The sequence below is a fragment of the Streptomyces sp. I05A-00742 genome (assembly GCF_013055795.1).
Lineage (GTDB): Bacteria > Actinomycetota > Actinomycetes > Streptomycetales > Streptomycetaceae > Streptomyces.
This window is the reverse complement of record NZ_JABETO010000031.1, coordinates 1-21,201: the sequence shown is the minus strand read 5'-3', so window position 1 is coordinate 21,201 and position 21,201 is coordinate 1. Positions and strand designations below refer to the sequence as shown.

33 protein-coding genes are annotated in these 21,201 nt (G+C 68.0%); 2 read left to right on the top strand and 31 right to left on the bottom strand.

Going from position 1 to position 21,201, the window contains the following annotated elements; all coding sequences use genetic code 11:
- The 31 genes from truA to rpsJ form a co-directional block, all read right to left on the bottom strand.
- Entirely contained in the window at window positions 1-858 is an 858-nt protein-coding gene (gene truA / locus HN013_RS24410) for a tRNA pseudouridine(38-40) synthase TruA (RefSeq protein ID WP_171169744.1), read from the bottom strand.
- Window positions 859-946: 88 nt separating this feature from the next.
- Window positions 947-1,414 carry a 50S ribosomal protein L17 gene (rplQ, locus tag HN013_RS24405; protein ID WP_171169742.1) on the bottom strand — a complete coding sequence of 156 codons (468 nt, stop codon included), beginning with the start codon at window positions 1,412-1,414 and terminating at the stop codon, window positions 947-949.
- A 175-nt stretch (window positions 1,415-1,589) separates the two neighbouring features.
- Window positions 1,590-2,612 (bottom strand): DNA-directed RNA polymerase subunit alpha, encoded by a 1,023-nt coding sequence (locus tag HN013_RS24400; RefSeq protein ID WP_004946635.1) that lies wholly within the window; start codon window positions 2,610-2,612, stop codon window positions 1,590-1,592.
- A 130-nt stretch (window positions 2,613-2,742) separates the two neighbouring features.
- Window positions 2,743-3,147 (bottom strand): 30S ribosomal protein S11, encoded by a 405-nt coding sequence (gene rpsK / locus HN013_RS24395; protein WP_003948617.1) that lies wholly within the window; start codon window positions 3,145-3,147, stop codon window positions 2,743-2,745.
- 67 nt (window positions 3,148-3,214) lie between these two features.
- Window positions 3,215-3,595 (bottom strand): 30S ribosomal protein S13, encoded by a 381-nt coding sequence (gene rpsM, locus HN013_RS24390; protein WP_171169740.1) that lies wholly within the window; start codon window positions 3,593-3,595, stop codon window positions 3,215-3,217.
- A 202-nt stretch (window positions 3,596-3,797) separates the two neighbouring features.
- The gene (rpmJ, locus tag HN013_RS24385; protein ID WP_003956441.1) at window positions 3,798-3,911 is read right to left on the bottom strand and encodes a 50S ribosomal protein L36; all 114 of its coding nucleotides are present in this window, start codon (window positions 3,909-3,911) and stop codon (window positions 3,798-3,800) included.
- 58 nt (window positions 3,912-3,969) lie between these two features.
- Window positions 3,970-4,191 carry a translation initiation factor IF-1 gene (infA, locus tag HN013_RS24380; RefSeq protein WP_003956442.1) on the bottom strand — a complete coding sequence of 74 codons (222 nt, stop codon included), beginning with the start codon at window positions 4,189-4,191 and terminating at the stop codon, window positions 3,970-3,972.
- Between the two features lie 153 nt (window positions 4,192-4,344).
- The gene (gene map, locus HN013_RS24375) at window positions 4,345-5,184 is read right to left on the bottom strand and encodes a type I methionyl aminopeptidase (RefSeq protein ID WP_171169738.1); all 840 of its coding nucleotides are present in this window, start codon (window positions 5,182-5,184) and stop codon (window positions 4,345-4,347) included.
- Window positions 5,185-5,286: 102 nt separating this feature from the next.
- Window positions 5,287-5,946: an adenylate kinase gene (locus tag HN013_RS24370; RefSeq protein WP_171169736.1), complete on the bottom strand. Its 660-nt coding sequence runs from the start codon at window positions 5,944-5,946 to the stop codon at window positions 5,287-5,289.
- The gene (secY, locus tag HN013_RS24365) at window positions 5,946-7,259 is read right to left on the bottom strand and encodes a preprotein translocase subunit SecY (protein WP_171169734.1); all 1,314 of its coding nucleotides are present in this window, start codon (window positions 7,257-7,259) and stop codon (window positions 5,946-5,948) included. Before secY ends, HN013_RS24370 begins: the two co-directional genes overlap by 1 nt.
- Window positions 7,260-7,485: 226 nt before the next feature.
- Window positions 7,486-7,941, bottom strand: coding sequence for a 50S ribosomal protein L15 (rplO, locus tag HN013_RS24360; protein ID WP_171169732.1), 456 nt, complete (start codon window positions 7,939-7,941; stop codon window positions 7,486-7,488).
- A 1-nt stretch (window position 7,942) separates the two neighbouring features.
- Complete coding sequence (gene rpmD, locus HN013_RS24355) at window positions 7,943-8,125, bottom strand: 50S ribosomal protein L30 (RefSeq protein ID WP_171169730.1); 183 nt, start codon at window positions 8,123-8,125, stop codon at window positions 7,943-7,945.
- Window positions 8,125-8,727 (bottom strand): 30S ribosomal protein S5, encoded by a 603-nt coding sequence (rpsE, locus tag HN013_RS24350; protein ID WP_004946659.1) that lies wholly within the window; start codon window positions 8,725-8,727, stop codon window positions 8,125-8,127. Before rpsE ends, rpmD begins: the two co-directional genes overlap by 1 nt.
- Before the next feature lie 46 nt (window positions 8,728-8,773).
- On the bottom strand, window positions 8,774-9,157 hold the full coding sequence (gene rplR, locus HN013_RS24345; protein ID WP_004946663.1) for a 50S ribosomal protein L18: 384 nt from the start codon (window positions 9,155-9,157) through the stop codon (window positions 8,774-8,776).
- A 3-nt stretch (window positions 9,158-9,160) separates the two neighbouring features.
- Window positions 9,161-9,700, bottom strand: a complete 540-nt coding sequence (gene rplF / locus HN013_RS24340; RefSeq protein WP_171169728.1) for a 50S ribosomal protein L6 — start codon at window positions 9,698-9,700, stop codon at window positions 9,161-9,163.
- A 22-nt stretch (window positions 9,701-9,722) separates the two neighbouring features.
- Complete coding sequence (rpsH, locus tag HN013_RS24335) at window positions 9,723-10,121, bottom strand: 30S ribosomal protein S8 (protein ID WP_171169726.1); 399 nt, start codon at window positions 10,119-10,121, stop codon at window positions 9,723-9,725.
- A 246-nt stretch (window positions 10,122-10,367) separates the two neighbouring features.
- Entirely contained in the window at window positions 10,368-10,553 is a 186-nt protein-coding gene (locus HN013_RS24330; RefSeq protein ID WP_004946670.1) for a type Z 30S ribosomal protein S14, read from the bottom strand.
- Window positions 10,554-10,558: 5 nt separating this feature from the next.
- Window positions 10,559-11,119: a 50S ribosomal protein L5 gene (gene rplE, locus HN013_RS24325; protein WP_171169724.1), complete on the bottom strand. Its 561-nt coding sequence runs from the start codon at window positions 11,117-11,119 to the stop codon at window positions 10,559-10,561.
- A complete protein-coding gene (rplX, locus tag HN013_RS24320) occupies window positions 11,119-11,442 on the bottom strand; it encodes a 50S ribosomal protein L24 (RefSeq protein WP_004946679.1) in 324 nt (107 codons plus the stop codon). The genes rplE and rplX overlap by 1 nt, the downstream gene beginning before the upstream one ends.
- A 2-nt stretch (window positions 11,443-11,444) precedes the next feature.
- Window positions 11,445-11,813 carry a 50S ribosomal protein L14 gene (rplN, locus tag HN013_RS24315; protein ID WP_171169722.1) on the bottom strand — a complete coding sequence of 123 codons (369 nt, stop codon included), beginning with the start codon at window positions 11,811-11,813 and terminating at the stop codon, window positions 11,445-11,447.
- Window positions 11,814-11,925: 112 nt separating this feature from the next.
- A complete protein-coding gene (gene rpsQ / locus HN013_RS24310; protein ID WP_004950457.1) occupies window positions 11,926-12,207 on the bottom strand; it encodes a 30S ribosomal protein S17 in 282 nt (93 codons plus the stop codon).
- A complete protein-coding gene (gene rpmC, locus HN013_RS24305) occupies window positions 12,207-12,431 on the bottom strand; it encodes a 50S ribosomal protein L29 (protein WP_004950453.1) in 225 nt (74 codons plus the stop codon). Before rpmC ends, rpsQ begins: the two co-directional genes overlap by 1 nt.
- Window positions 12,431-12,850 carry a 50S ribosomal protein L16 gene (gene rplP, locus HN013_RS24300; protein ID WP_106677952.1) on the bottom strand — a complete coding sequence of 140 codons (420 nt, stop codon included), beginning with the start codon at window positions 12,848-12,850 and terminating at the stop codon, window positions 12,431-12,433. Before rplP ends, rpmC begins: the two co-directional genes overlap by 1 nt.
- Window positions 12,851-12,855: 5 nt before the next feature.
- Complete coding sequence (gene rpsC, locus HN013_RS24295) at window positions 12,856-13,674, bottom strand: 30S ribosomal protein S3 (RefSeq protein WP_071964543.1); 819 nt, start codon at window positions 13,672-13,674, stop codon at window positions 12,856-12,858.
- Window positions 13,674-14,021 (bottom strand): 50S ribosomal protein L22, encoded by a 348-nt coding sequence (rplV, locus tag HN013_RS24290; protein WP_009997296.1) that lies wholly within the window; start codon window positions 14,019-14,021, stop codon window positions 13,674-13,676. Before rplV ends, rpsC begins: the two co-directional genes overlap by 1 nt.
- Window positions 14,022-14,062: 41 nt before the next feature.
- A complete protein-coding gene (gene rpsS / locus HN013_RS24285) occupies window positions 14,063-14,344 on the bottom strand; it encodes a 30S ribosomal protein S19 (RefSeq protein ID WP_003992359.1) in 282 nt (93 codons plus the stop codon).
- A gap of 12 nt (window positions 14,345-14,356) precedes the next feature.
- Window positions 14,357-15,193 carry a 50S ribosomal protein L2 gene (gene rplB, locus HN013_RS24280; protein WP_030368413.1) on the bottom strand — a complete coding sequence of 279 codons (837 nt, stop codon included), beginning with the start codon at window positions 15,191-15,193 and terminating at the stop codon, window positions 14,357-14,359.
- A gap of 40 nt (window positions 15,194-15,233) precedes the next feature.
- On the bottom strand, window positions 15,234-15,557 hold the full coding sequence (rplW, locus tag HN013_RS24275; protein WP_030368414.1) for a 50S ribosomal protein L23: 324 nt from the start codon (window positions 15,555-15,557) through the stop codon (window positions 15,234-15,236).
- Window positions 15,557-16,210: a 50S ribosomal protein L4 gene (gene rplD / locus HN013_RS24270; protein WP_171169720.1), complete on the bottom strand. Its 654-nt coding sequence runs from the start codon at window positions 16,208-16,210 to the stop codon at window positions 15,557-15,559. The genes rplW and rplD overlap by 1 nt, the downstream gene beginning before the upstream one ends.
- A gap of 7 nt (window positions 16,211-16,217) precedes the next feature.
- Window positions 16,218-16,862, bottom strand: a complete 645-nt coding sequence (gene rplC, locus HN013_RS24265) for a 50S ribosomal protein L3 (protein WP_171169718.1) — start codon at window positions 16,860-16,862, stop codon at window positions 16,218-16,220.
- Window positions 16,863-16,875: 13 nt separating this feature from the next.
- Window positions 16,876-17,184, bottom strand: coding sequence for a 30S ribosomal protein S10 (gene rpsJ, locus HN013_RS24260; protein ID WP_003948644.1), 309 nt, complete (start codon window positions 17,182-17,184; stop codon window positions 16,876-16,878).
- 610 nt (window positions 17,185-17,794) lie between these two features.
- Here rpsJ and HN013_RS24255 point away from each other — a divergent pair.
- Both HN013_RS24255 and HN013_RS24250 read left to right on the top strand, forming a co-directional pair.
- On the top strand, window positions 17,795-19,948 hold the full coding sequence (locus tag HN013_RS24255; protein ID WP_249375338.1) for a PIG-L family deacetylase: 2,154 nt from the start codon (window positions 17,795-17,797) through the stop codon (window positions 19,946-19,948).
- A gap of 160 nt (window positions 19,949-20,108) precedes the next feature.
- On the top strand, window positions 20,109-21,201 hold a 1,093-nt coding region (locus HN013_RS24250; protein ID WP_171169715.1), incomplete at its 3' end, for an AAA family ATPase.

Sequence of the window (21,201 nt, the reverse complement as noted above, 5' to 3'; positions counted from 1 at the left end):
CTAGCAGCAACCGGAGGAGCCGGGGAGCGTGCGCTTGTTACGCGCTTCCCGGTTGCGGGCCGCGAGCTCCGAGTCGGCCGGGTAGCCGACCTCCTCCAGGGTCAGCCCGTGCGGGCGCACCACGTGCACCGCCGAGTCGCGCACCCCGGCCGCCAGCACCTTCCCCGGCCAGTCCACCGGCCGGTGCCCGTCCCCGACGAACAGCAGCGCGCCCACCAGCGACCGCACCATGTTGTGGCAGAAGGCGTCGGCCTTCACGGTCGCGGTGATCACTCCGTCCGCGTCCCGCTCCCAGTCGAGCCGCTGGAGCGTACGGATGGTCGTGGCACCCTCGCGCTTCTTGCAGTACGCGGCGAAGTCGTGCTCCCCGACGAGGCGTTCGGCCGCCGCGTTCATCGCGTCGACGTCCAGCGGCCAGTCGTGCCACAGCACGTGCCCGCGCAGCAGCGGGTCCACCCCGGCCGGGTGGTCCACCACCCGGTACGCGTACCGCCGCCAGACCGCGGAGAACCGCGCGTTGAACCCGGCCGGCGCCTCCGCCACCCGCCACACCCGGACGTCGTGCGACAGCCGGCCCGCGAGCCGGCGCAGCAGCTTGTCCTCGTGCTCCGCCCACACCTCGACGGGCAGGTCGACGTGGGCCACCTGGCCGCGGGCGTGCACCCCGGCGTCCGTACGTCCGGCGACCGTCAGCTCGTACGTCACCTTGGACCGCGTCACGGTCCGGATCGCGTCCTCCAGCTCCCCCTGCACCGTGCGCTGTCCCTCACGCTGCCTGGCCCAGCCGGAGAAGTCCTTGCCGTCGTACGACAGGTCCAGCCGCACCCGGACGAAGCCGGGCTCCACCTCGTCACTCACCCAGAGTTCCTCTCAGAAAAACGCGGGACGGGCCCGCCCCCGGCAAAGGGAGCGGACCCGTCCGTGCACACACGCATCACCGGATGCGTCAGGCGTCCTTGGACTCCTCGGCCGGCGCCTCGGCGGCAGCCGTCTCGGACTCCTTGACCGCACGCTTGGTGGCGGCCTCGGCCTCGGCGACGGTCGCCTTCTTGGCGATCTCGCCCTCGACCAGCTCGATCACGGCCATGGGCGCGTTGTCGCCACGGCGGTTACCGATCTTGGTGATACGGGTGTAGCCACCCGGACGCTCGGCGTAGCGCGGGGCGATCTCGGTGAAGAGGGTGTGGACGATGCCCTTGTCGGTGATCGTCTGCAGCACCTGGCGACGGTTGTGGATGTCGCCCTTCTTCGCCTTGGTGATCAGGCGCTCGGCGACCGGACGCAGGCGGCGGGCCTTGGCCTCGGTCGTGGTGATGCGGCCGTGCTCGAAGAGCGACTTGGCGAGGTTCGCCAGCATCAGCTTCTCGTGCGCGGCACCGCCGCCCAGACGGGCACCCTTGGTGGGACGCGGCATGGTGTTTCTCCTTTGGTCTGCCCCGGCCGTATCAGGTACCGAGGTCAGTATCCGAGCAGGCGGTCGCCTGTCGGAGATCCGGAACGCCCCGAAGGGGCTCCGGAAGGGGCGCGGGGAACTGTGCGATCAAGCACAGTGCACCCACACCCAGGAACCGGTGGTCGGTCCCGAGCTCTTAGTACTGCTCGGTCTCGACGAACCCGGCGTCCGCGTCGTCGTCGGCGCCAAAGGCGTCGGCGGCGGCGGTCGGGTCGAATCCGGGCGGGCTGTCCTTGAGCGCCAGGCCCATGCCGGCCAGCTTCGCCTTGACCTCGTCGATCGACTTCGCACCGAAGTTGCGGATGTCGAGCAGGTCGGCCTCGGAGCGGGCGACGAGCTCACCCACGGAGTGGATGCCCTCGCGCTTGAGGCAGTTGTAGGACCGAACGGTGAGTTCGAGCTCCTCGATCGGCAGCGCCAGATCGGCGGCCAGGGCGGCGTCCGTCGGGGACGGGCCCATGTCGATGCCCTCGGCGTCGATGTTGAGCTCGCGGGCCAGACCGAACAGCTCGACCAGGGTCTTGCCGGCGGACGCCATGGCGTCGCGCGGGCGCATGGCCTGCTTGGTCTCGACGTCGACGATCAGCTTGTCGAAGTCGGTGCGCTGCTCGACACGGGTCGCCTCGACCTTGTAGGTGACCTTGAGGACCGGCGAGTAGATGGAGTCGACCGGGATACGGCCGATCTCCTGGCCCACCTGCTTGTTCTGGACGGCGGAGACGTAGCCGCGACCGCGCTCGACGGTCAGCTCCATCTCCAGCTTGCCCTTGGCGTTCAGGGTCGCCAGGACCAGGTCGGGGTTGTGCACCTCGACGCCGGCCGGCGGGGCGATGTCGGCGGCGGTGACCAGACCCGGGCCCTGCTTGCGCAGGTACATCACGACCGGCTCGTCGTGCTCCGAGGAGACGACCAGCTGCTTGATGTTGAGGATGAGGTCGGTGACGTCCTCCTTGACGCCCGGCACGGTGGTGAACTCGTGCAGGACACCGTCGATGCGGATGGACGTGACCGCCGCACCCGGGATCGAGGAGAGGAGCGTACGGCGCAGGGAGTTGCCGAGGGTGTAGCCGAAGCCCGGCTCCAGCGGCTCGATCACGAACCGCGAGCGGAACTCGTCGACGACCTCTTCGGTCAGCGAGGGGCGCTGAGCGATCAGCATGCGATGAATCCTTCAGTCATGGACACCCACTATTTGATGTCCTGAGGTACTACAAGGGTACGGGCGGCACGGCTCCGAAGAGCCGTGCCGCCCACACTCTCAAGGCAGCAGCCGTGCGAACGGCGCAGCGTCAGACGCGGCGACGCTTCGGCGGACGGCAGCCGTTGTGCGGGGTCGGGGTGACGTCCTGGATGGAGCCGACCTCGAGACCGGTCGCCTGGAGCGAACGGATGGCGGTCTCACGACCGGAGCCCGGGCCCTTGACGAAGACGTCGACCTTGCGCATGCCGTGCTCCTGAGCGCGACGCGCGGCCGACTCGGCGGCCATCTGCGCGGCGAACGGGGTCGACTTGCGCGAGCCCTTGAAGCCGACGTGGCCGGCGGAGGCCCAGGAGATCACGTTGCCGGTCGGGTCCGTGATGGACACGATCGTGTTGTTGAACGTGCTCTTGATGTGCGCGTGGCCGTGAGCGACGTTCTTCTTTTCCTTGCGGCGCACCTTCTTGGCAGCGCCCTGACGACCCTTGGGGGGCATCTATAACTCCTACAGGGAGGTGGTCGGTCCTACAGCGAAGACCGCGTGGTCAAGTGTCCGCTGAGGACTACTTCTTGCCCGGCTTCTTCTTGCCGGCGATGGCGCGACGCGGGCCCTTGCGGGTACGGGCGTTCGTGCTGGTGCGCTGACCGTGGACGGGCAGGCCACGGCGGTGGCGCAGACCCTGGTAGCAGCCGATCTCGACCTTGCGGCGGATGTCGGCCTGGATCTCGCGACGGAGGTCACCCTCGGTCTTGAGGTTGGCGTCCACGTACTCGCGGATCTTGACCAGGTCCTCTTCGGCCAGGTCACGAACGCGGGTGTTCGGGTTCACACCGGTCGCGGCGAGAGTCGCCTGCGACTGGGTGCGGCCGATACCGAAGACGTAGGTGAGTGCAACCTCCACGCGCTTGTCGCGCGGGATGTCAACACCGGAAACGCGTGCCATTGAATGGCTCCAGATGTTCGTCGGAGGTCTTCCACAGAACCGCTCCCGACCGCCGACCGCCCCGGATACGGGGCAGTGGTACGGACCGGGTCCCCGGCCTCCGACCGGGGGTGTCGCCCTCCATCACAGAGAGGGACGGGTCCTGCTTATGTACATATCGCTTGCGTCGCGCGAAGAACTGCGGAGTGCAGGTCGGCGTGCGTCAGCCCTGGCGCTGCTTGTGGCGCAGGTTGTCGCAGATGACCATGACCCGGCCGTGGCGGCGGATCACCTTGCACTTGTCGCAGATCTTCTTGACGCTCGGCTTGACCTTCATGGGATGTGAGGTTCTCCGGGTCAGTGCCTTCACCCCGCGGACGGGGTGCGGGCAAGATCTACTTGTAGCGGTAGACGATCCGTCCGCGCGTCAGGTCGTACGGAGAGAGCTCCACCACGACCCGGTCGTCGGGAAGGATACGGATGTAGTGCATCCGCATCTTGCCGCTGATGTGCGCGAGGACCTTGTGACCGTTCTGGAGCTCCACCTTGAACATGGCGTTCGGCAGAGACTCGATCACGGTGCCCTCAATCTCGATGGCACCTTGCTTCTTGGCCACGCTTCGCCTTTCGAATCGGCTACCTTGATCGACTCCGTGATTCGTACCCCCGCGCGAACGCGGGCATGCCGATACACGAGAGCCGACGCATCAGTCTACGTCAGGGCAACCGGAAAGACTAATCCAGGGGTGCTTGCCCGGTCGCGGTGATCCTTAAGCCAGCGGATCCGGAGCGGCCGTGACGCCCAGCTCCGCCAGCTTCGCCTTGCCGCCGTCCACCGCGGTGAGGACCAGCGGGCCCTGCTCCGTCAGGGCAACGGAGTGCTCCCAGTGCGATGACCAGGTCAGATCGTCGGTGAGGACCGTCCAGTCGTCCTCCAGGACGTGCGTCCTGGGGGTGCCGAGCGAGACCATCGGCTCGATCGCGATACAGAAGCCGGGGACCAGCTTGGGTCCGCGGCCCCGCTTGCGGGAGACGTAGTTCAGCAGGTGCGGGTCCATGTGCATCTCGGAGCCGATGCCGTGCCCGCCGTAGTCCTCGATGATCCCGTACTTCCCGGTCGCCGGACGCGGCTGGCGGCGGATGTACGTCTCGATGGCCCGGGAGACGTCCACCAGCCGGTTGCCGTTCTTCACGGCGGCGATGCCGGCCCACATGGACTCCTCGGTCACCCGGGAGAGCTCGACCAGCTCCGGGGCGTGCCCGGTGCCCACGAAGGCCGTGAAGGCGGCGTCGCCGTGCCAGCCGTCCACGATCGCGCCGGCGTCGACCGAGATGATGTCGCCGTCCTTCAGGACGGTCTCCGAGCTCGGGATGCCATGGACGACGACCTCGTTCACCGAGGTGCAGATCGTCGCGGGGAAGCCGCCGTACCCGAGGAAGTTCGATTTGGCGCCGTGCTCGGCCAGCACCTTGCGGGCCACGTCGTCCAGGTCCTTGGTGGTGGCGCCGGGGACGGCCGCCTCCCGGGTGGCGGCGTGGATGGCGGCGACGACCAGCCCCGCCTCGCGCATCTTCGCGATCTGGTCCGGGGTCTTGATCTCTACCGCCATGGGGGCCTTCCTCGACTCGACGACATGTCCTGAGAAAACTGTTCAAACAACACTACGGCCGCGACGCCCCAACGGGCATCGCGGCCGTAGACCACCTGTGGCTCAGGCGCCGTCCCGCGAGGGGAGCGCCTCCATGGCCCGCCGGGTCACCTCGGCGACCTTGCCGAGCGCCGAGATCGTCACCACCAGGCCCTGGGCCTTGTAGTAGTCGATGATCGGCTCGGTCTCGCTGTGGTAGACCTCCAGCCGCTTCCGGACCGTGTCCTCGCGGTCGTCGTCGCGCTGGTAGAGCTCGCCACCGCAGAGGTCGCAGACACCCTCGGTCTTCGAACGGTTGTAGATCACGTGGAACACGTGGCTGCTGTCCGCCCGGCAGATCCGCCGGCCGGCGATCCGCTTGACGACCTCGTCCTCCGGGACCTCCAGGTCCAGGACGGCGTCCAGCTTCAGGTCCTTGCCCTTGAGGTACGAATCCAGCGCCTCGGCCTGCCCGATGTTGCGGGGGAAGCCGTCCAGCAGGAAGCCGCCCGCGGCGTCCGTCTGGTTCATCCGGTCCTCGGCCATCGCGATGGTCACCGAGTCCGGGACCAGCTGTCCGGCCCGCATGTACTCCTGGGCCTCGACACCCAGCGGGGTGCCCTGGCTGATGTTCGCCCGGAAGAGGTCGCCCGTCGAGATGTGCGGGATCGCGAGATTCTTGGCGAGGTACGCGGCCTGCGTACCCTTGCCGGCGCCGGGCGGCCCGACGAGGACGATTCGCATCAGCGGAGGAACCCTTCGTAGTTGCGCTGCTGAAGCTGGCTCTCGATCTGCTTCACCGTCTCCAGACCGACACCCACGATGATCAGGATGCTGGTTCCCCCGAATGGGAAGTTCTGGTTCGCGTTGAGTGTGACCAGCGCCACGGTGGGCACCAGGGCGATCAGACCCAGATAGAGAGCGCCGGGCCACGTGATGCGGTTCAGCACGTAGCTCAGGTACTCCGCGGTGGGACGTCCCGCCCGGATGCCCGGGATGAACCCACCATACTTCTTCATGTTGTCTGCAACTTCTTCGGGGTTGAAGGAGATGGCGACGTAGAAGAAGGCGAAGAAAACGATCAGCAGGAAGTAAGTGGCCATGTAGATCGGGTGGTCACCCTTGACCAGATTGGCGTTGACCCAGTTCGCCCAGCCCGCCTTCGAGTTGGTGAACTGCACCAGCAGCGCCGGGATGTAGAGCAGCGACGAGGCGAAAATCACCGGGATCACACCGGCCTGGTTCACCTTGAGCGGGATGTACGTGGACGTCCCGCCGTAGGACCGGCGGCCGATCATGCGCTTCGCGTACTGCACCGGGATGCGGCGCTGCGCCTGTTCGACGAAGACCACCAGCCCGACCATGGCCAGACCGCAGAGGATGACCAGGCCGAACTCCAGCCAGCCGTCCATCAGCTTGCCCTGGAGCTTGATCGCCCACAGCGCGCTCGGGAACTGGGCGGCGATCGAGGTGAACATCAGGATCGACATGCCGTTGCCGATGCCGCGGTCGGTGACGAGCTCACCGAGCCACATGATCAGCGCGGTGCCCGCCGTCATGGTGACGACCATCGTGATGGTCGTGAAGATCGAGGGGTTGGGAACGATCTCGTTCCCCACCGAACAGCCCTGGAAGAGCGCACCATTGCGCGCGACGGCGACGAGTCCGGTGCCCTGGAGCACGGCGAGTGCGACGGTCAGGTAACGCGTGTACTGCGTGATCTTGGCCTGACCGGACTGGCCCTCCTTCTTCAGGGCCTCCAGCCTGGGGATCACGACCGTGAGCAGCTGGAGGATGATGCTCGCCGTGATGTACGGCATGACCCCCAGTGCGAAGATCGTGATCTGCAGCAGCGCGCCACCACTGAACATGTTCACGAGGCCGAACAGACCCGCACCACTCTTGGTCTGGTCAAGGCACGCCTGGACGTTCTGGTAGTCGATACCGGGTACGGGGATGTTGGACCCCAACCGGTAGAGCACCAGGATGCCCAATGTGAACAGCAGCTTCTTGCGCAGGTCGGGCGTCCTGAACGCCCGGGCGAACGCGGTGAGCACGGTGCCTCCTGCGCCTCTCACACGCACGCGTGAGAGGTAACGGTCTTGAGGATCGACGAATACATATCAGCCATGGCCGTACGGGCACGGTCCGCACGGCCCGGGGGTGATTCCCCCCATGGGTACAGCAACAGTCCACGCCACCTTACCGGCGACCGTGCCCGGCTAGGAACGACCAACCGGGGATGCCCCTGATGGGACATCCCCGGTTGTCGGATCAACGAACTCAGATGAGTTCGGTGACGGTGCCGCCGGCAGCGGCGATCTTGTCCTTGGCGGAACCGGAGACGGCGTCGACCGTCACCTGGATCGCCACGGAGATCTCGCCCTGGCCCAGGACCTTGACGAGCTCGTTCTTGCGCACCGCGCCCTTGGCGACCAGATCGGCCACCGTGACCTCGCCACCCTGCGGGTAGAGCGCGGCCAGCTTGTCCAGGTTCACGACCTGGAACTGCTTGTGGGCGGGGTTCTTGAAGCCCTTCAGCTTCGGGAGGCGCATGTGGAGGGGCATCTGCCCACCCTCGAAGCGCTCCGGAACCTGGTAACGGGCCTTGGTGCCCTTGGTACCACGACCTGCGGTCTTACCCTTGGACGCCTCACCACGACCCACACGGGTCTTGGCGGTCTTGGCGCCCGGGGCAGGACGGAGGTTGTGGACCTTCAGCGGGTTCTGCTCCGCCATATCAGTCGACCTCCTCGACCGTCACGAGGTGGCGGACGGTCTGCACCATGCCGCGGATCTCGGGGCGGTCCTCCTTGACAACCACGTCGTTGATCTTCTTGAGACCGAGCGAACGCAGGGTGTCGCGGTGGTTCTGCTTGCTGCCGATGTAGGACTTGGTCTGGGTGACCTTGAGACGAGCCATTACGCACCCGCCCCCGCACGCGCCCGCAGCAGAGCGGCGGGTGCGACGTCCTCGAGCGGCAGACCACGACGGGCGGCGATCTCCTCGGGACGCTGCAGTCCCTTGAGGGCCTCCACCGTGGCGTGCACGATGTTGATCGGGTTCGAAGAACCGAGCGACTTCGACAGGATGTCGTGGATGCCGGCGCACTCGAGCACCGCGCGCACCGGGCCACCGGCGATAACACCGGTACCGGGGGACGCGGGCTTGAGCATGACGACACCGGCCGCCTTCTCGCCCTGGATCGGGTGCGGGACGGTGCCCTGGATCCGGGGGACCTTGAAGAAGTTCTTCTTGGCCTCTTCCACGCCCTTGGCGATGGCAGCCGGAACTTCCTTGGCCTTGCCGTAACCGACACCGACCGTGCCGTCACCGTCGCCCACCACGACCAGCGCGGTGAAGCTGAAGCGGCGACCACCCTTGACAACCTTGGCGACGCGGTTGATCGCGACTACGCGCTCAACGTACGCGGTCTTCTCGGCGGCAGCGCCACCGTCGCGACCCTTCCGGTCCCGCCGCTCGCCGCCACCGGCACCGCTTCCGCGGCGCTGGGGTCCAGCCATTGGAATTACCTCTCTCTGTTACGTCCGCTAGCTCCGGAACCGGGGCTTAGAACTTCAGCCCGGCTTCGCGGGCGGCGTCCGCCAGAGCGGCAATGCGCCCGGCGTACTGGTTGCCACCGCGGTCGAACACGACGGCCTCGACACCGGCGGCCTTGGCACGCTCGGCGACCAGGGCGCCAACCTTCTTGGCCTGGGCGCTCTTGTCACCCTCGCCACCGCGGATCGACGCGTCCAGGGTCGACGCCGACGCCAGGGTGTGACCCTTGATGTCGTCGATGACCTGGGCGGTGATACCACGGTTGGAGCGCGTGACGACCAGGCGGGGGCGCTCGGCCGTACCGGAGATCCGCTTGCGGATGCGGATGTGGCGGCGCTTCGCGGCGGCGCGCTTGTAGGCGTCACCCTTCGCGATCTTCACACCGTATGCCATGGCTTACTTACCCGCCTTTCCGACCTTGCGGCGGATGACTTCGCCCTCGTACTTGACGCCCTTGGCCTTGTACGGGTCGGGCTTCCGCAGCTTGCGGATGTTCGCGGCGACCTCGCCGACCTTCTGCTTGTCGATGCCCTCGACCGTCAGCTTGGTCGGGGACTCCACCTTGAAGGTGATGCCCTCGGGCGCCTCGACCAGGATCGGGTGGCTGTAGCCCAGGGCGAACTCCAGGTTGGAGCCCTTCGCCTGGACGCGGTAACCGACACCGCTGATCTCGAGCTTCTTGCTGTAGCCCTGGGTCACGCCGGTGATCATGTTCGCCACCAGCGTGCGCGACAGACCGTGCAGGGCCTTGTTCTGACGCTCGTCGTTCGGGCGGATGACGTTGAGCACGCCGTCCTCGCCCTTATCGATAACGATGGGCGCCGACAGGGTGAGGTTCAGGGTGCCCTTGGGACCCTTCACCTGCACGGCACGGCCATCGATGGTGACGTCCACACCAGCGGGAACCTGGATGGGCAGCTTGCCAATACGCGACATGAGCTATTCCTCCGTTCCCGGGTTACCAGACGTAGGCGAGGACTTCCCCACCCACGCCCTTCTTGCTGGCCTGCTGGCCGGTCAGGAGACCGTGGGACGTGGAGATGATCGCCACGCCCAGGCCGCCGAGGACCTTCGGCAGGTTGGTGGACTTTGCGTAGACCCGCAGGCCCGGCTTCGAGATCCGCTTGATGCCCGCGATGGAGCGCTCGCGGTTCGGGCCGAACTTCAGCTCGAGGATCAGGGACTTGCCGACCTCGGCGTCCTCGACCTTCCAGCCGGTGATGTAGCCCTCCTGCTGCAGGATCTCGGCGATGTGCGCCTTGATCTTGCTGTGGGGCATGGCCACGGAGTCGTGGTAAGCCGAGTTCGCGTTCCGCAGACGGGTCAGCATGTCTGCGATCGGATCGGTCATGGTCATGTTTGGCCTTCGGCCTCTCTCGCCGGGGTTTCCTATCTGCGCCATCCCTCTCCCCGAACATCAGTCGGAGCGGGTGCGGCGCGGGGACCTACGGCGTAGTAAGCGACGTTATGCGGGCCGTACAGGGGTACGGCTCGCGTGCGGTCATGGGCGGCGGGCGCCCAACCCCTCAACTCTACGGGAGAGCCGGGGCGGGTGCCCGCCGACCATAGGCTTACCGAGAGCCCTGGTTACCCAAGTAGGGGATTACCAGGAGCTCTTGGTCACGCCCGGCAGCTCGCCGCGGTGAGCCATCTCACGAAGGCACACACGGCAGAGGCCGAACTTGCGGTAAACGGAGTGCGGCCGGCCGCAGCGGTTGCAGCGGGTGTACGCGCGGACCGAGAACTTCGGCTTGCGCGCGGCCTTCGCGATCAGAGACTTCTTCGCCATCTCGGTCACGCCTCCTTGAAGGGGAAGCCGAGGTGACGAAGGAGGGCGCGGCCCTCGTCGTCGTTGGTCGCCGTGGTGACCACGGTGATGTCCATACCCCGGACGCGGTCGATCTTGTCCTGGTCGATCTCGTGGAACATGACCTGCTCCGTGAGACCGAAGGTGTAGTTGCCCCGGCCGTCGAACTGCTTCGGGGACAGACCACGGAAGTCGCGGATGCGCGGGAGCGCGAGCGACAGGGTGCGGTCCAGGAACTCCCACATGCGGTCGCCACGGAGGGTGACGTGGGCACCGATCGGCTGGCCCTCACGCAGCTTGAACTGCGCGATGGACTTGCGGGCCTTGGTCACGGCGGGCTTCTGGCCGGTGATCGTGGTGAGGTCGCGGATGGCGCCCTCGATCAGCTTGGAGTCGCGGGCGGCGTCGCCCACACCCATGTTGACCACGATCTTGGTCAGGCCGGGAACCTGCATGACGTTCTCGTAGGAGAACTCCTCACGCAGCTTGCCGATGATCTCTTCGCGGTAGCGCTGCTTGAGGCGCGGTGCGTTGGTGGTGGCAGTCATCAGATGTCCTCACCGGTCCGCTTGGCAACGCGGATCTTGTTGCCGTCCTCGTCGAAGCGGTAGCCGACGCGGGTGACGACCTTCTTGCCGTCCTTCTCCACGACGAGCTGAACGTTGCTCACGTGGATCGGGGCCTCGGTCGTGACGATCCCGCCGGTCTTGGAACCGCGGGCGGTCTGGCCGGCCTTGGTGTGCTTCTTGACCCGGTTGACACCCTCGACCAGGACACGGTCCTCGGCGGGCATGGCCTGGATGACCTTGCCCGTCTTGCCCTTGTCCTTGCCGGTGATGACCTGTACCAGGTCGCCCTTCTTGATCTTCATGCTTACAGCACCTCCGGCGCGAGCGAGACGATCTTCATGAACTTCTTCTCGCGCAGCTCTCGGCCCACGGGGCCGAAGATACGGGTGCCGCGGGGGTCGCCATCGTTCTTGAGGATGACGGCCGCGTTCTCGTCGAAGCGGATGTACGAGCCGTCCTGACGACGACGCTCCTTGACGGTGCGAACGATGACCGCCTTGACGACGTCACCCTTCTTCACGTTGCCACCGGGGATCGCGTCCTTGACGGTGGCGACGATGACGTCACCGATGCCCGCGTAGCGGCGACCCGAGCCACCGAGAACACGGATGCAAAGGATCTCCTTGGCACCAGTGTTGTCGGCGACGCGAAGTCGCGACTCCTGCTGGATCACGTCTATCTCCTGATCGTCTGCCGGTTCCCGGCGGGGGCCCCGAACACCTGCGTATTCGAGGCCCCGCGCCGAGCCTGGCGGAACTTACCTGGGGGCTAATGCCCTCAGGTGATTACTTGGCCTTCTCGAGGATCTCGACGACGCGCCAGCGCTTCGTCGCGGACAGCGGCCGGGTCTCCATCAGGAGGACACGGTCGCCGACACCCGCGGCGTTCTGCTCGTCGTGCGCCTTGAGCTTGTTGGTACGGCGGATGACCTTGCCGTACAGCGCGTGCTTGACGCGGTCCTCGACAGCGACGACGACGGTCTTGTCCATCTTGTCGCTGACGACGAGGCCCTCACGGGTCTTGCGGAAGCCGCGCTCGTTCGTCTCAGTCATGTTCTTCTCGCTCATCAGGCGCTCTCCACCGTCTCGATGCCGAGCTCGCGCTCGCGCATCAGGGTGTAGATCCGGGCGATGTCCTTGCGGACGGCCTTCAGCCGGCCGTGGTTCTCAAGCTGTCCGGTCGCCGCCTGGAAGCGGAGGTTGAACAGCTCTTCCTTGGCCTCGCGCAGCTTGGCAACGAGGTCCTCGTTGTTCAGCTCACGCAGCTCGGTCGCCTTGGTACCGGCAGCCATCACGACTCACCTGCCTCGCGCCGAACAATGCGGCACTTCATCGGAAGCTTGTGGGCGGCGCGGGTCAGCGCCTCACGAGCGACCTTTTCGTTCGGGAAGGACAGCTCGAACATCACCCGACCGGGCTTGACGTTCGCGATCCACCACTCGGGGGAACCCTTACCGGAACCCATGCGGGTCTCGGCCGGCTTCTTCGTCAGCGGACGGTCCGGGTAGATGTTGATCCACACCTTGCCGCCACGCTTGATGTGACGGGTCATGGCGATACGAGCGGACTCGATCTGCCGGTTCGTCACATAGGCCGGGGTCAGGGCCTGGATGCCGTACTCACCGAAGGCGAGCTCGGTGCCACCCTTGGCCATGCCGTTCCGCTTGGGGTGGTGCTGCTTGCGGTGCTTGACCCTGCGAGGGATCAGCATGTCGGTCAGGCCTCCGTTCCGGTGGACTCAGCCGGAGCAGCGGTGGCCTCGGCCTTGGGGGCCTCGGCAGCCTGCTGCGGCTTGCGGCCGCGGCCGCCACGCTCGCCGCCACGGCCACCACGGGCCGGGCGGTCGCCCGCGCCACGGGACGGGCGGTTGCCCGCACGCGCGGCGGCGTTCTCGGCGCGGACCTCGGCGATGTTCTTGACGTCGCCCTTGTAGATCCAGACCTTCACGCCGATGCGGCCGAAGGTGGTCTTGGCCTCGAAGAAGCCGTAGTCGACGTTCGCGCGGAGCGTGTGCAGGGGCACACGGCCCTCGCGGTAGAACTCCGAGCGGGACATCTCGGCGCCGCCGAGACGGCCACCACACTGGATCTTGATGCCCTTGGCGCCGGCCTTCATCGTCGACTGCATGCTCTTGCGCATGGCGCGACGGAAGGAGACGCGGGAGGACAGCTGCTCGGCGACGGCCTGGGCCACCAGCTGAGCGTCGACCTCGGGGTTCTTGACCTCGAGGATGTTCAGCTGGACCTGCTTGCCGGTCAGCTTCTCCAGCTCGCCGCGGATGCGGTCGGCCTCGGCGCCGCGGCGGCCGATGACGATGCCCGGACGAGCGGTGTGGATGTCAACGCGGACGCGGTCGCGGGTGCGCTCGATCTCAACCTTCGAGATACCGGCGCGCTCCATGCCCTTCGTCATCATGCGACGAATGGCGACGTCTTCCTTGACGTAGTCCTTGTACAGCTTGTCGGCGTACCAGCGCGACTTGAAGTCGGTGGTGATGCCGAGCCGGAACCCGTGCGGGTTAACCTTCTGGCCCATTACCGGGTTCCTTCCTTGCTGCTGACGACCACGGTGATGTGGCTGGTCCGCTTACGGATCCGGTAGGCACGGCCCTGGGCACGCGGACGGAACCGCTTCAGGGTCGGGCCCTCGTCCACGTACGCCTCGCTGATGACCAGCGTGGAGGCGTCCGTGTGGTCGTAGTTGTGTGCAGCGTTGGCGATGGCGCTGTCCAGCACCTTGCCAACCGGCACGCTCGCGGCCTGCGGGGCGAAACGCAGGACCGCCTGAGCCTCCGTGGCGTCCATGCCACGGATGAGGTCCACCACGCGGCGGGCCTTCATGGGCGTGACGCGGATGTACCGCGCCTGGGCCCTGGCTTCCATGGTTGTCCCTTCGGTGTCAGTCATAGTCGTTCACACCCCGCTTAGCGGCGCTTCGACTTGCGGTCGTCCTTGACGTGGCCGCGGAAGGTGCGGGTCGGCGAGAACTCGCCGAGCTTGTGGCCGACCATCGACTCGGTGACGAACACCGGGATGTGGGTCTTGCCGTTGTGCACCGCGAGCGTGTGGCCCAGCATGGCCGGCACGATCATGGAGCGACGGGACCAGGTCTTGATGACGTTCTTGGTGCCGGCTTCGTTCTGGGCGTCCACCTTCTTGATGAGGTGGTCGTCGACGAAGGGCCCCTTCTTGAGACTACGCGGCATCTAAACCCGCTCCTAGCGCTTCTTGTTCGTCTTGCGGCGGCGGACGATGTACTTGTTGCTCGCCTTCTTGGGAGAACGCGTACGACCCTCCTTCTGACCCCACGGGGAGACCGGGTGGCGACCACCGGAGGTCTTGCCCTCACCACCACCGTGCGGGTGGTCAACCGGGTTCATCGCGACACCGCGGACGGTCGGGCGAACGCCCTTCCAGCGCATACGGCCGGCCTTGCCCCAGTTGATGTTCGACTGCTCGGCGTTGCCGACCTCGCCGACCGTGGCGCGGCAGCGGACGTCGACCAGGCGGACCTCGCCGGACGGCATACGCAGGTGGGCGTACTGGCCCTCCTTCGCCAGCAGCTGCACGGAAGAACCGGCGGAGCGGGCGAACTTGGCGCCACCACCGGGACGGAGCTCGATCGCGTGGATCGTGGTACCGACCGGGATGTTGCGGAGCGGGAGGTTGTTGCCCGGCTTGATGTCGGCGCCGGGGCCGTTCTCAATCCGGTCGCCCTGGCTCAGCTTGGCCGGGGCGATGATGTAGCGCTTCTCGCCGTCTGCGTAGTGCAGGAGCGCGATGCGCGCGGTGCGGTTCGGGTCGTACTCGATGTGAGCGACCTTGGCCGGCACGCCGTCCTTGTCGTGACGACGGAAGTCGATCACGCGGTAGGCGCGCTTGTGGCCACCGCCCTGGTGACGGACGGTCACACGACCGGTGTTGTTACGGCCGCCCTTGCTGTGCAGGGGGCGGACCAGCGACTTCTCCGGCGTGGACCGCGTGATCTCGACAAAGTCGGCGACGCTGGAGCCACGACGGCCCGGGGTCGTCGGCTTGTACTTGCGGATACCCATTTCTCAGTCCTCGTCCGATTCCGGACGATCCAGACCGCCCTCAGGCGGTCGGACCGCCGAAGATGTCGATACGGTCGCCCTCGGCGAGGGTCACGATGGCGCGCTTGGTGTTGGCGCGCTTGCCGAAACCGGTCTTGGTGCGCTTGCGCTTACCCTGACGGTTGATCGTGTTGACCCCGGTGACCTTGACCGAGAAGACCGCCTCGACGGCCTGCTTGATCTGGGTCTTGTTGGCGCGCGGGTCGACGATGAACGTGTACTTGTTCTCGTCCAGCAGCGCGTAGCTCTTCTCCGAGACAACCGGCTTGACCAGAAGGTCGCGCGGGTCCGAGAAGGTCTTGCTGGTGACGACGGCCTCAGTCATCAGGCCTCGCTCCCTTCGGTCTCAACGGTGGCCTTGGGGCCGGACACGAAGGACTCGAGGGCGGCCTGGGTGAAGACCACGTCGTCGGAGACGAGCACGTCGTACGTGTTCAGCTGGCCCGGCTCCAGGATGTGAACCTGGGGCAGGTTGCGGGCGGACAGCCACGCGGCCTCGTCGGCCCGGTCGACGACCAGGAGCAGGTTCTTGCGCTCCGAGATCTTGCCGAACAGGGTCTTCGCGGCCTTGGTGGACACCGCGCCGTCGACCACGCCGGAGACGACGTGGATACGGCTGTGGCGGGCCCGGTCGGTGAGGGCACCGCGCAGGGCGGCGGCCTTCATCTTCTTCGGGGTCCGCTGCGAGTAGTCACGCGGCACGGGACCGTGCACGACGCCACCACCGGCGAACTGCGGCGCGCGGGTCGAACCCTGACGGGCGCGACCGGTGCCCTTCTGGCGGTAGGGCTTGCGCCCACCACCGCGGACCTCGCCACGGGTCTTGGTCTTGTGCGTGCCCTGACGGGCAGCGGCCAGCTGCGCGACGACGACCTGGTGGATCAGCGGGATGCTGACCTTCGCGTCGAAGATCTCCGCGGGGAGCTCGACGGTCCCGGCCTTGTCGCCTGCCGGCGAAAGGATGTCAATGGTGCTCATCGTTACCTCAGGCCCCCTTGGCCGCGGTACGGACCAGGACGAGGCCGCCGTTCGGACCAGGGACCGCGCCCTTGATCAGGAGCAGGCCCTTCTCCGCGTCAACGGCGTGGACGGTCAGGTTCTGGGTGGTGACCCGCTCGTTGCCCATACGGCCCGCCATGCGGAGGCCCTTGAACACACGGCCCGGGGTGGCGCAGCCACCGATGGAGCCGGGGGAGCGGTGCTTGCGCTGCGTGCCGTGCCCGGCGCCGAGGCCACGGAAGTTGTGGCGCTTCATGACACCGGCGAAGCCCTTGCCCTTGCTCTTGCCGGTGACGTCGACCTTGACGCCCGACTCGAACACGGCAGCGGTGATCTCCTGGCCGAGCGTGTACTCGCTGGCGTCAGCGGTACGCAGCTCCACCAGGTGGCGGCGCGGGGTGACGTCGGCCTTGGCGAAGTGACCCTTGAGGGGCCGGTTCACCTTGCGCGGGTCGATCTCGCCGAAGGCGATCTGGACCGACTCGTAGCCGTCGTTGTCGTTGGTGCGGACCTGGGTGACGACGCAGGGCCCGGCCTTGACGACGGTCACCGGGACAACCCGGTTGTTCTCGTCCCAGACCTGGGTCATGCCGAGCTTCTCGCCCAGGACGCCCTTAATGTTCTTAGCCATCTCGCGCGTCACCTCAGAGCTTGATCTCGATGTCGACGCCGGCCGGCAGGTCGAGGCGCATGAGCGAGTCAACCGTCTTCGGCGTGGGGTCGAGGATGTCGATGAGGCGCTTGTGCGTGCGCATCTCGAAGTGCTCGCGCGAGTCCTTGTACTTGTGCGGCGACTTGATGACGCAGTACACGTTCTTCTCAGTGGGCAGCGGCACCGGGCCCGCGACCGACGCACCAGTGCGGGTCACCGTCTCGACGATCTTCTTCGCCGAGGAGTCGATGACCTCGTGGTCGTAGGCCTTGAGCCGGATGCGGATCTTCTGTCCCGCCATGGCTACTCAGTAGTCCTGTCTCTCGTAACGCTCTGGGACTCGGCCGGGCTGTGCCGTTCCCTGGGGAACCGCACCGTCCCTTCCCGCTCACCTCCGACCCACGCGGTCGGGCGTGTCGCGCCCCTTCCAGCAGATCTCCCCGAAGGAAGATCCCTGCTCAAGGGGTTCGTGGGGGAAGGACACCCACCGAGTGCCTGGCTGGGGCCCCGCTGACGCTTCCCGGAAGATTCCCGTACTTCCACCCCTGAGAAGGGGTGACGAGTACTGCGGGACTCGCTTCCAGTCCTCCCGGCGGGAGGCGCGCAGCATCGGCACTCAACCGAGCAACCTGAACAGTGTGCCATACGAGCCCGAAGGGGCGCCAATCGCAGCCGAAGAAGGTACCCCGACCGGCGCAGATGTCAAACCGCCCTGCCGACATTCCGGGCGGAACGGCCATTGTTCCCCATGGCGTGCTGGCATGGGAGTGCTCGACGCGCCACAGTGGCCGAAACGCGCTGTGTCACACGATCGGGATTCAGGCTTTGTAGCAAGTTGGGCAACCCGCCGGGCCTCTTCCCCGTCCCTTTTCACGCTGGGGGGCGCTGGACAACGAAGCGGAGTCAGGTAGTTGAACATCTCACAGCGCAGAACCGTTCCGTTGCAGAACGCTCGTCCGGTCACCCGTCGGTCCGTGCTCGCCGGGATCGCGGCCGTCACGGCCGTCGTGGCGACGGGATGCAGCGACAGCGGTTCCGAGAAGTCCGCGCCCTCCGTCTCCCCCGTCCGCGCCGTGGACCCCCGCACCACCCAGTCGTTCGGCCGCCCCCGCGGCCCGCTGCTGCTCCAGGTCATGGCCCATCCCGACGACGACCTGTTCTTCATGAACCCGGACGCCCTGCACCTGGTCAGGGCCGGGGTCCCGGTGGTCTCCGTCTATGTGACGGCAGGCGAGGCCATAGGACAGAACTGGGTCGAGGGCATGCCCCCGAAGGAGAAGGAGCACCACGACAAGGCGGCGTACTCCTCCGCCCGCCACCAGGGGCTCCGCCAGGCGTACGCGGAGATGCTCGGCAAGCACCGGTTCACCCGCTGGCAGAAGTCCGTCATGGACCTGCCGGGCGGCGTCAAGGCGGAGACCAACGAGCTCGTCGCCGGGAACCGCCGGGCCCGGCTGGTCTTCCTCAATATCGCGATGCTCTCCGACCGCAACGTCCGCATGCCGCAGCTGTGGGACGAGCCGGGGGCGGTGGCGAAGACGCTGGTGGCCAAGGGCTCGCCGTGCACCGAGGTGAGCAGATACCGGCACAGCACACTGGTGGACGCACTCGCAACGATCATGGACAGATTCCGGCCGACCGTGGTCCACACCATGGACCCGGACCCCGACTACCAGGTGCACGACGCCACCCACCCCAAGGACAACGACTACGGGGCGTGCTCGGACCACCGCGACCACACCCCGACCGCGCTCTTCACCTGGAAGGCGCTCTCCCAGTGGTCGGCCGACGCGACACGGCGCGACAAGCATCCGCCACCGTTCGTCACCACCTCGTTCCGCGGCTACTACAACCAGCGCTGGCCCCACAACCTCCCGATGGAGATCATCAAGCAGAAGCACCGGCTGGTGGAGGCCTACGGCGGCGGCCCCGACTGGCACTGCGGCAACGACGGCGGCTGCGGCGACTACGGGCAGGGCGGCGACCGCGCGCTGAAGAACCGCAAGGGCTGGATCCGCTCCACCCACTACCGCCACCCGGGCGCGACCCCCGTCGTCGACAGCGACCGCGGCGGCCGCCTGGAGGCCTATGGGGTCCTCGGCCTGCACGCCGTGCGCTGGCAGGAGAGCTCGGCGGGCAGCGGGCGCTGGGGCGCCCCGCAGAACCTCGGCGGCGGCCCGCTGGCCCCCGCCCTGGCCACGGTCAAGGACGCCGCCGGGCGGCGCCTGGTGTTCGCGCTGCGCTTCTCCGCCCTGGAGGGCGAGGGCCGGGCCGACACCCGCGAGATCGTCGTCCTCTCCCAGCGCTCCCCCGACGGGCCGTTCACCGGCTGGGCGGGGCTCGGCAACCCCGAGCACACCCCCGACCGGGGCCGCCGGGTGGGCATCCCGGCGGCGGTCACCGACCCCGGCGGCCGCGTCCACCTGTTCGTCCGCAACGCGGGCAAGGGCGTCTCCACCCGGGTGCGCGAGCCCAACGGCAAGTGGGGCAAGTGGCGCAACCTCGGCGGCCCGGAGATCCAGGAGGGACTGACCGTCGCCCTGGACGGCGACCGCCGCGTCCACGTCCTCGGCGTCGGCCGCGACACCGTGCACCACTGGAGCCAGGACGACCCCGGCAAGCCGATGCGCTTCCTGCCCCTGGACGGCCTCCCCAAGCCGGCGGGCGACCCCGTGGCCGCCCACCCCGGCGACGACGGCAAGCTCGTCGTCGTCTACCGCCGCCCGCAGGACGCCCGCCCGGCCGCCTACCGCCTCACCGGCGGCGCCGGCACCGAGCACCTCGGCGACTCCTCCGTCCGCGACCTCACCGGCTACGGCGCCCTCACCGCCCGGGCCCTCCCCCTGCGCGGCCACCGGGACGCCCTGATGGTGCTCGGCAAGGACCTCGAAGGCCGCGCCCAGGTGATCGACGCCACCTCCGACGACGCCCGCCCGACCCGCGCCGACGGCCGCCCGGCCCCCGTCGGCACCCCGGCCCTCCATACGGACGGGGCGCACCGGCTGTGCGTGGTGGGGCTGGGGCCGGACGCGAGCCCGTGGATCTGGCGGCCGGAGAACACTTAGCCCGTTGGGGGTGCCCCCTCTGGGGGAGGGACTGGGGCCCCCACCCCCAACCCGCGCTTCACCGACCCCACCGGCACCACACCCCCCACCCCCACCCCACCTTGCTATCGTGCTGCCCCGCCGTTCCGGAGGCTGCCTCACCGGGGGAAAGGGGCACCCAATGCTCGTCGACCGCAAAGCCGAACTGGCCGCCCTCTCCGCGATGCTGGCGGAGAGCGCCCGGGGCATCGCCGGCTTCGCGGTAGTCCGCGGCGGCACCGCCCTCGGCAAGACCGAGCTCCTGCACAGCCTCCGCACCCGCGCCGCGGAGCACGGCTTCACGGTCCTGACCGCCCTCGGCAGCCCCGCCGAGCAGCCCTACCCGTACGCGCTCGCCGACCAGCTGTTCCCCGAACTCGCCCTCCACAACGAGGCGTTGGCCACGGACGGGCGGGACGGCACCGCCGTCCCGCCGCACGTGATGCGCCGCCTCCACTGCGCGGCCCTCGACCTGGCCGCCGAGCAGCCCCTGCTGCTGTGCGTCGACGACCTCCAGTACGCGGACCACGCGTCACAGCAGTGCCTGCTGTACCTGATCCGGCGGCTGCGCACGGCCCGTACCGCCTTCGTCGTCACCGAGGCCCCGCACGGCACCGCGCACCGGACCCTGCTGGGCGAACTCCAGTACCAGCCCCGAATACGCCGCCTGACGCTCGCGCCGCTCGGCGCGAGCGGCGTCGACCGGATCGTCGCGGGCCGGCTGGGCGAGCCCGCGGCCGAACGCCTGGCCGCCGGGTTCCACCGGCTCAGCGGCGGAAACCCGCTGCTGCTCCACGCCCTGCTCGACGACACCGCCGATGCGGCCACCCCCGCCCCCGTCCCGGGCGACGCCTACCGGGCGGCCGCCCTGGCCTGCGTCCACCGAAGCGGCGACGACGCGCTCGCCGTGGCCCGCGCCGTCGCCGTGCTCGGCGACAGCGCCGACAACACCGACGGCAGCGGCACCGACGTCACCACCCTGCTGGCCACCGTCTCCGGCATCGCCCCCCGCGACGTCGGCCCCGCCCTCGACGCCCTGACCGCGTCGGCCCTCTTCCACACCGGCCGCCCGCGCCACCCCGTCCTCGCCGAGGCCCTGCTCGCCGACCTCTCCCCCACCGCCCACACCGCCCTGCGCGCCCACGCCGCCCGCGCGCTGCACGCCAGGGGCGCGCCCGCCGCGGCGGTCGCCGCGCAGCTCCTGGCCGGCGGCCCGCTCGGCGAGAGCTGGGAGG

Excerpts from the sequence above, each read along its gene's own strand:
- rplQ (WP_171169742.1), bottom strand. The coding sequence starts at position 1,414 with ATGCCGCGTCCCACCAAGGGTGCCCGTCTGGGCGGCGGTGCCGCGCAC.
- HN013_RS24400 (WP_004946635.1), bottom strand. The coding sequence starts at position 2,612 with ATGCTGATCGCTCAGCGCCCCTCGCTGACCGAAGAGGTCGTCGACGAG.
- rpsK (WP_003948617.1), bottom strand. The coding sequence starts at position 3,147 with ATGCCCCCCAAGGGTCGTCAGGGCGCTGCCAAGAAGGTGCGCCGCAAG.
- rpsM (WP_171169740.1), bottom strand. The coding sequence starts at position 3,595 with ATGGCACGCGTTTCCGGTGTTGACATCCCGCGCGACAAGCGCGTGGAG.
- rpmJ (WP_003956441.1), bottom strand. The coding sequence starts at position 3,911 with ATGAAGGTCAAGCCGAGCGTCAAGAAGATCTGCGACAAGTGCAAGGTG.
- map (WP_171169738.1), bottom strand. The coding sequence starts at position 5,184 with ATGGCGGTAGAGATCAAGACCCCGGACCAGATCGCGAAGATGCGCGAG.
- HN013_RS24370 (WP_171169736.1), bottom strand. The coding sequence starts at position 5,946 with ATGCGAATCGTCCTCGTCGGGCCGCCCGGCGCCGGCAAGGGTACGCAG.
- rplO (WP_171169732.1), bottom strand. The coding sequence starts at position 7,941 with ATGGCGGAGCAGAACCCGCTGAAGGTCCACAACCTCCGTCCTGCCCCG.
- rpmD (WP_171169730.1), bottom strand. The coding sequence starts at position 8,125 with ATGGCTCGTCTCAAGGTCACCCAGACCAAGTCCTACATCGGCAGCAAG.
- rpsE (WP_004946659.1), bottom strand. The coding sequence starts at position 8,727 with ATGGCTGGACCCCAGCGCCGCGGAAGCGGTGCCGGTGGCGGCGAGCGG.
- rplR (WP_004946663.1), bottom strand. The coding sequence starts at position 9,157 with ATGGCATACGGTGTGAAGATCGCGAAGGGTGACGCCTACAAGCGCGCC.
- rplF (WP_171169728.1), bottom strand. The coding sequence starts at position 9,700 with ATGTCGCGTATTGGCAAGCTGCCCATCCAGGTTCCCGCTGGTGTGGAC.
- rpsH (WP_171169726.1), bottom strand. The coding sequence starts at position 10,121 with ATGACCATGACCGATCCGATCGCAGACATGCTGACCCGTCTGCGGAAC.
- HN013_RS24330 (WP_004946670.1), bottom strand. The coding sequence starts at position 10,553 with ATGGCGAAGAAGTCTCTGATCGCGAAGGCCGCGCGCAAGCCGAAGTTC.
- rplE (WP_171169724.1), bottom strand. The coding sequence starts at position 11,119 with ATGACTGCCACCACCAACGCACCGCGCCTCAAGCAGCGCTACCGCGAA.
- rplX (WP_004946679.1), bottom strand. The coding sequence starts at position 11,442 with ATGAAGATCAAGAAGGGCGACCTGGTACAGGTCATCACCGGCAAGGAC.
- rpsQ (WP_004950457.1), bottom strand. The coding sequence starts at position 12,207 with ATGAGCGAGAAGAACATGACTGAGACGAACGAGCGCGGCTTCCGCAAG.
- rpmC (WP_004950453.1), bottom strand. The coding sequence starts at position 12,431 with ATGGCTGCCGGTACCAAGGCGACCGAGCTGCGTGAGCTGAACAACGAG.
- rplP (WP_106677952.1), bottom strand. The coding sequence starts at position 12,850 with ATGCTGATCCCTCGCAGGGTCAAGCACCGCAAGCAGCACCACCCCAAG.
- rpsC (WP_071964543.1), bottom strand. The coding sequence starts at position 13,674 with ATGGGCCAGAAGGTTAACCCGCACGGGTTCCGGCTCGGCATCACCACC.
- rplV (WP_009997296.1), bottom strand. The coding sequence starts at position 14,021 with ATGGAAGCCAGGGCCCAGGCGCGGTACATCCGCGTCACGCCCATGAAG.
- rpsS (WP_003992359.1), bottom strand. The coding sequence starts at position 14,344 with ATGCCGCGTAGTCTCAAGAAGGGGCCCTTCGTCGACGACCACCTCATC.
- rplB (WP_030368413.1), bottom strand. The coding sequence starts at position 15,193 with ATGGGTATCCGCAAGTACAAGCCGACGACCCCGGGCCGTCGTGGCTCC.
- rplW (WP_030368414.1), bottom strand. The coding sequence starts at position 15,557 with ATGACTGAGGCCGTCGTCACCAGCAAGACCTTCTCGGACCCGCGCGAC.
- rplD (WP_171169720.1), bottom strand. The coding sequence starts at position 16,210 with ATGAGCACCATTGACATCCTTTCGCCGGCAGGCGACAAGGCCGGGACC.
- rplC (WP_171169718.1), bottom strand. The coding sequence starts at position 16,862 with ATGGCTAAGAACATTAAGGGCGTCCTGGGCGAGAAGCTCGGCATGACC.
- rpsJ (WP_003948644.1), bottom strand. The coding sequence starts at position 17,184 with ATGGCGGGACAGAAGATCCGCATCCGGCTCAAGGCCTACGACCACGAG.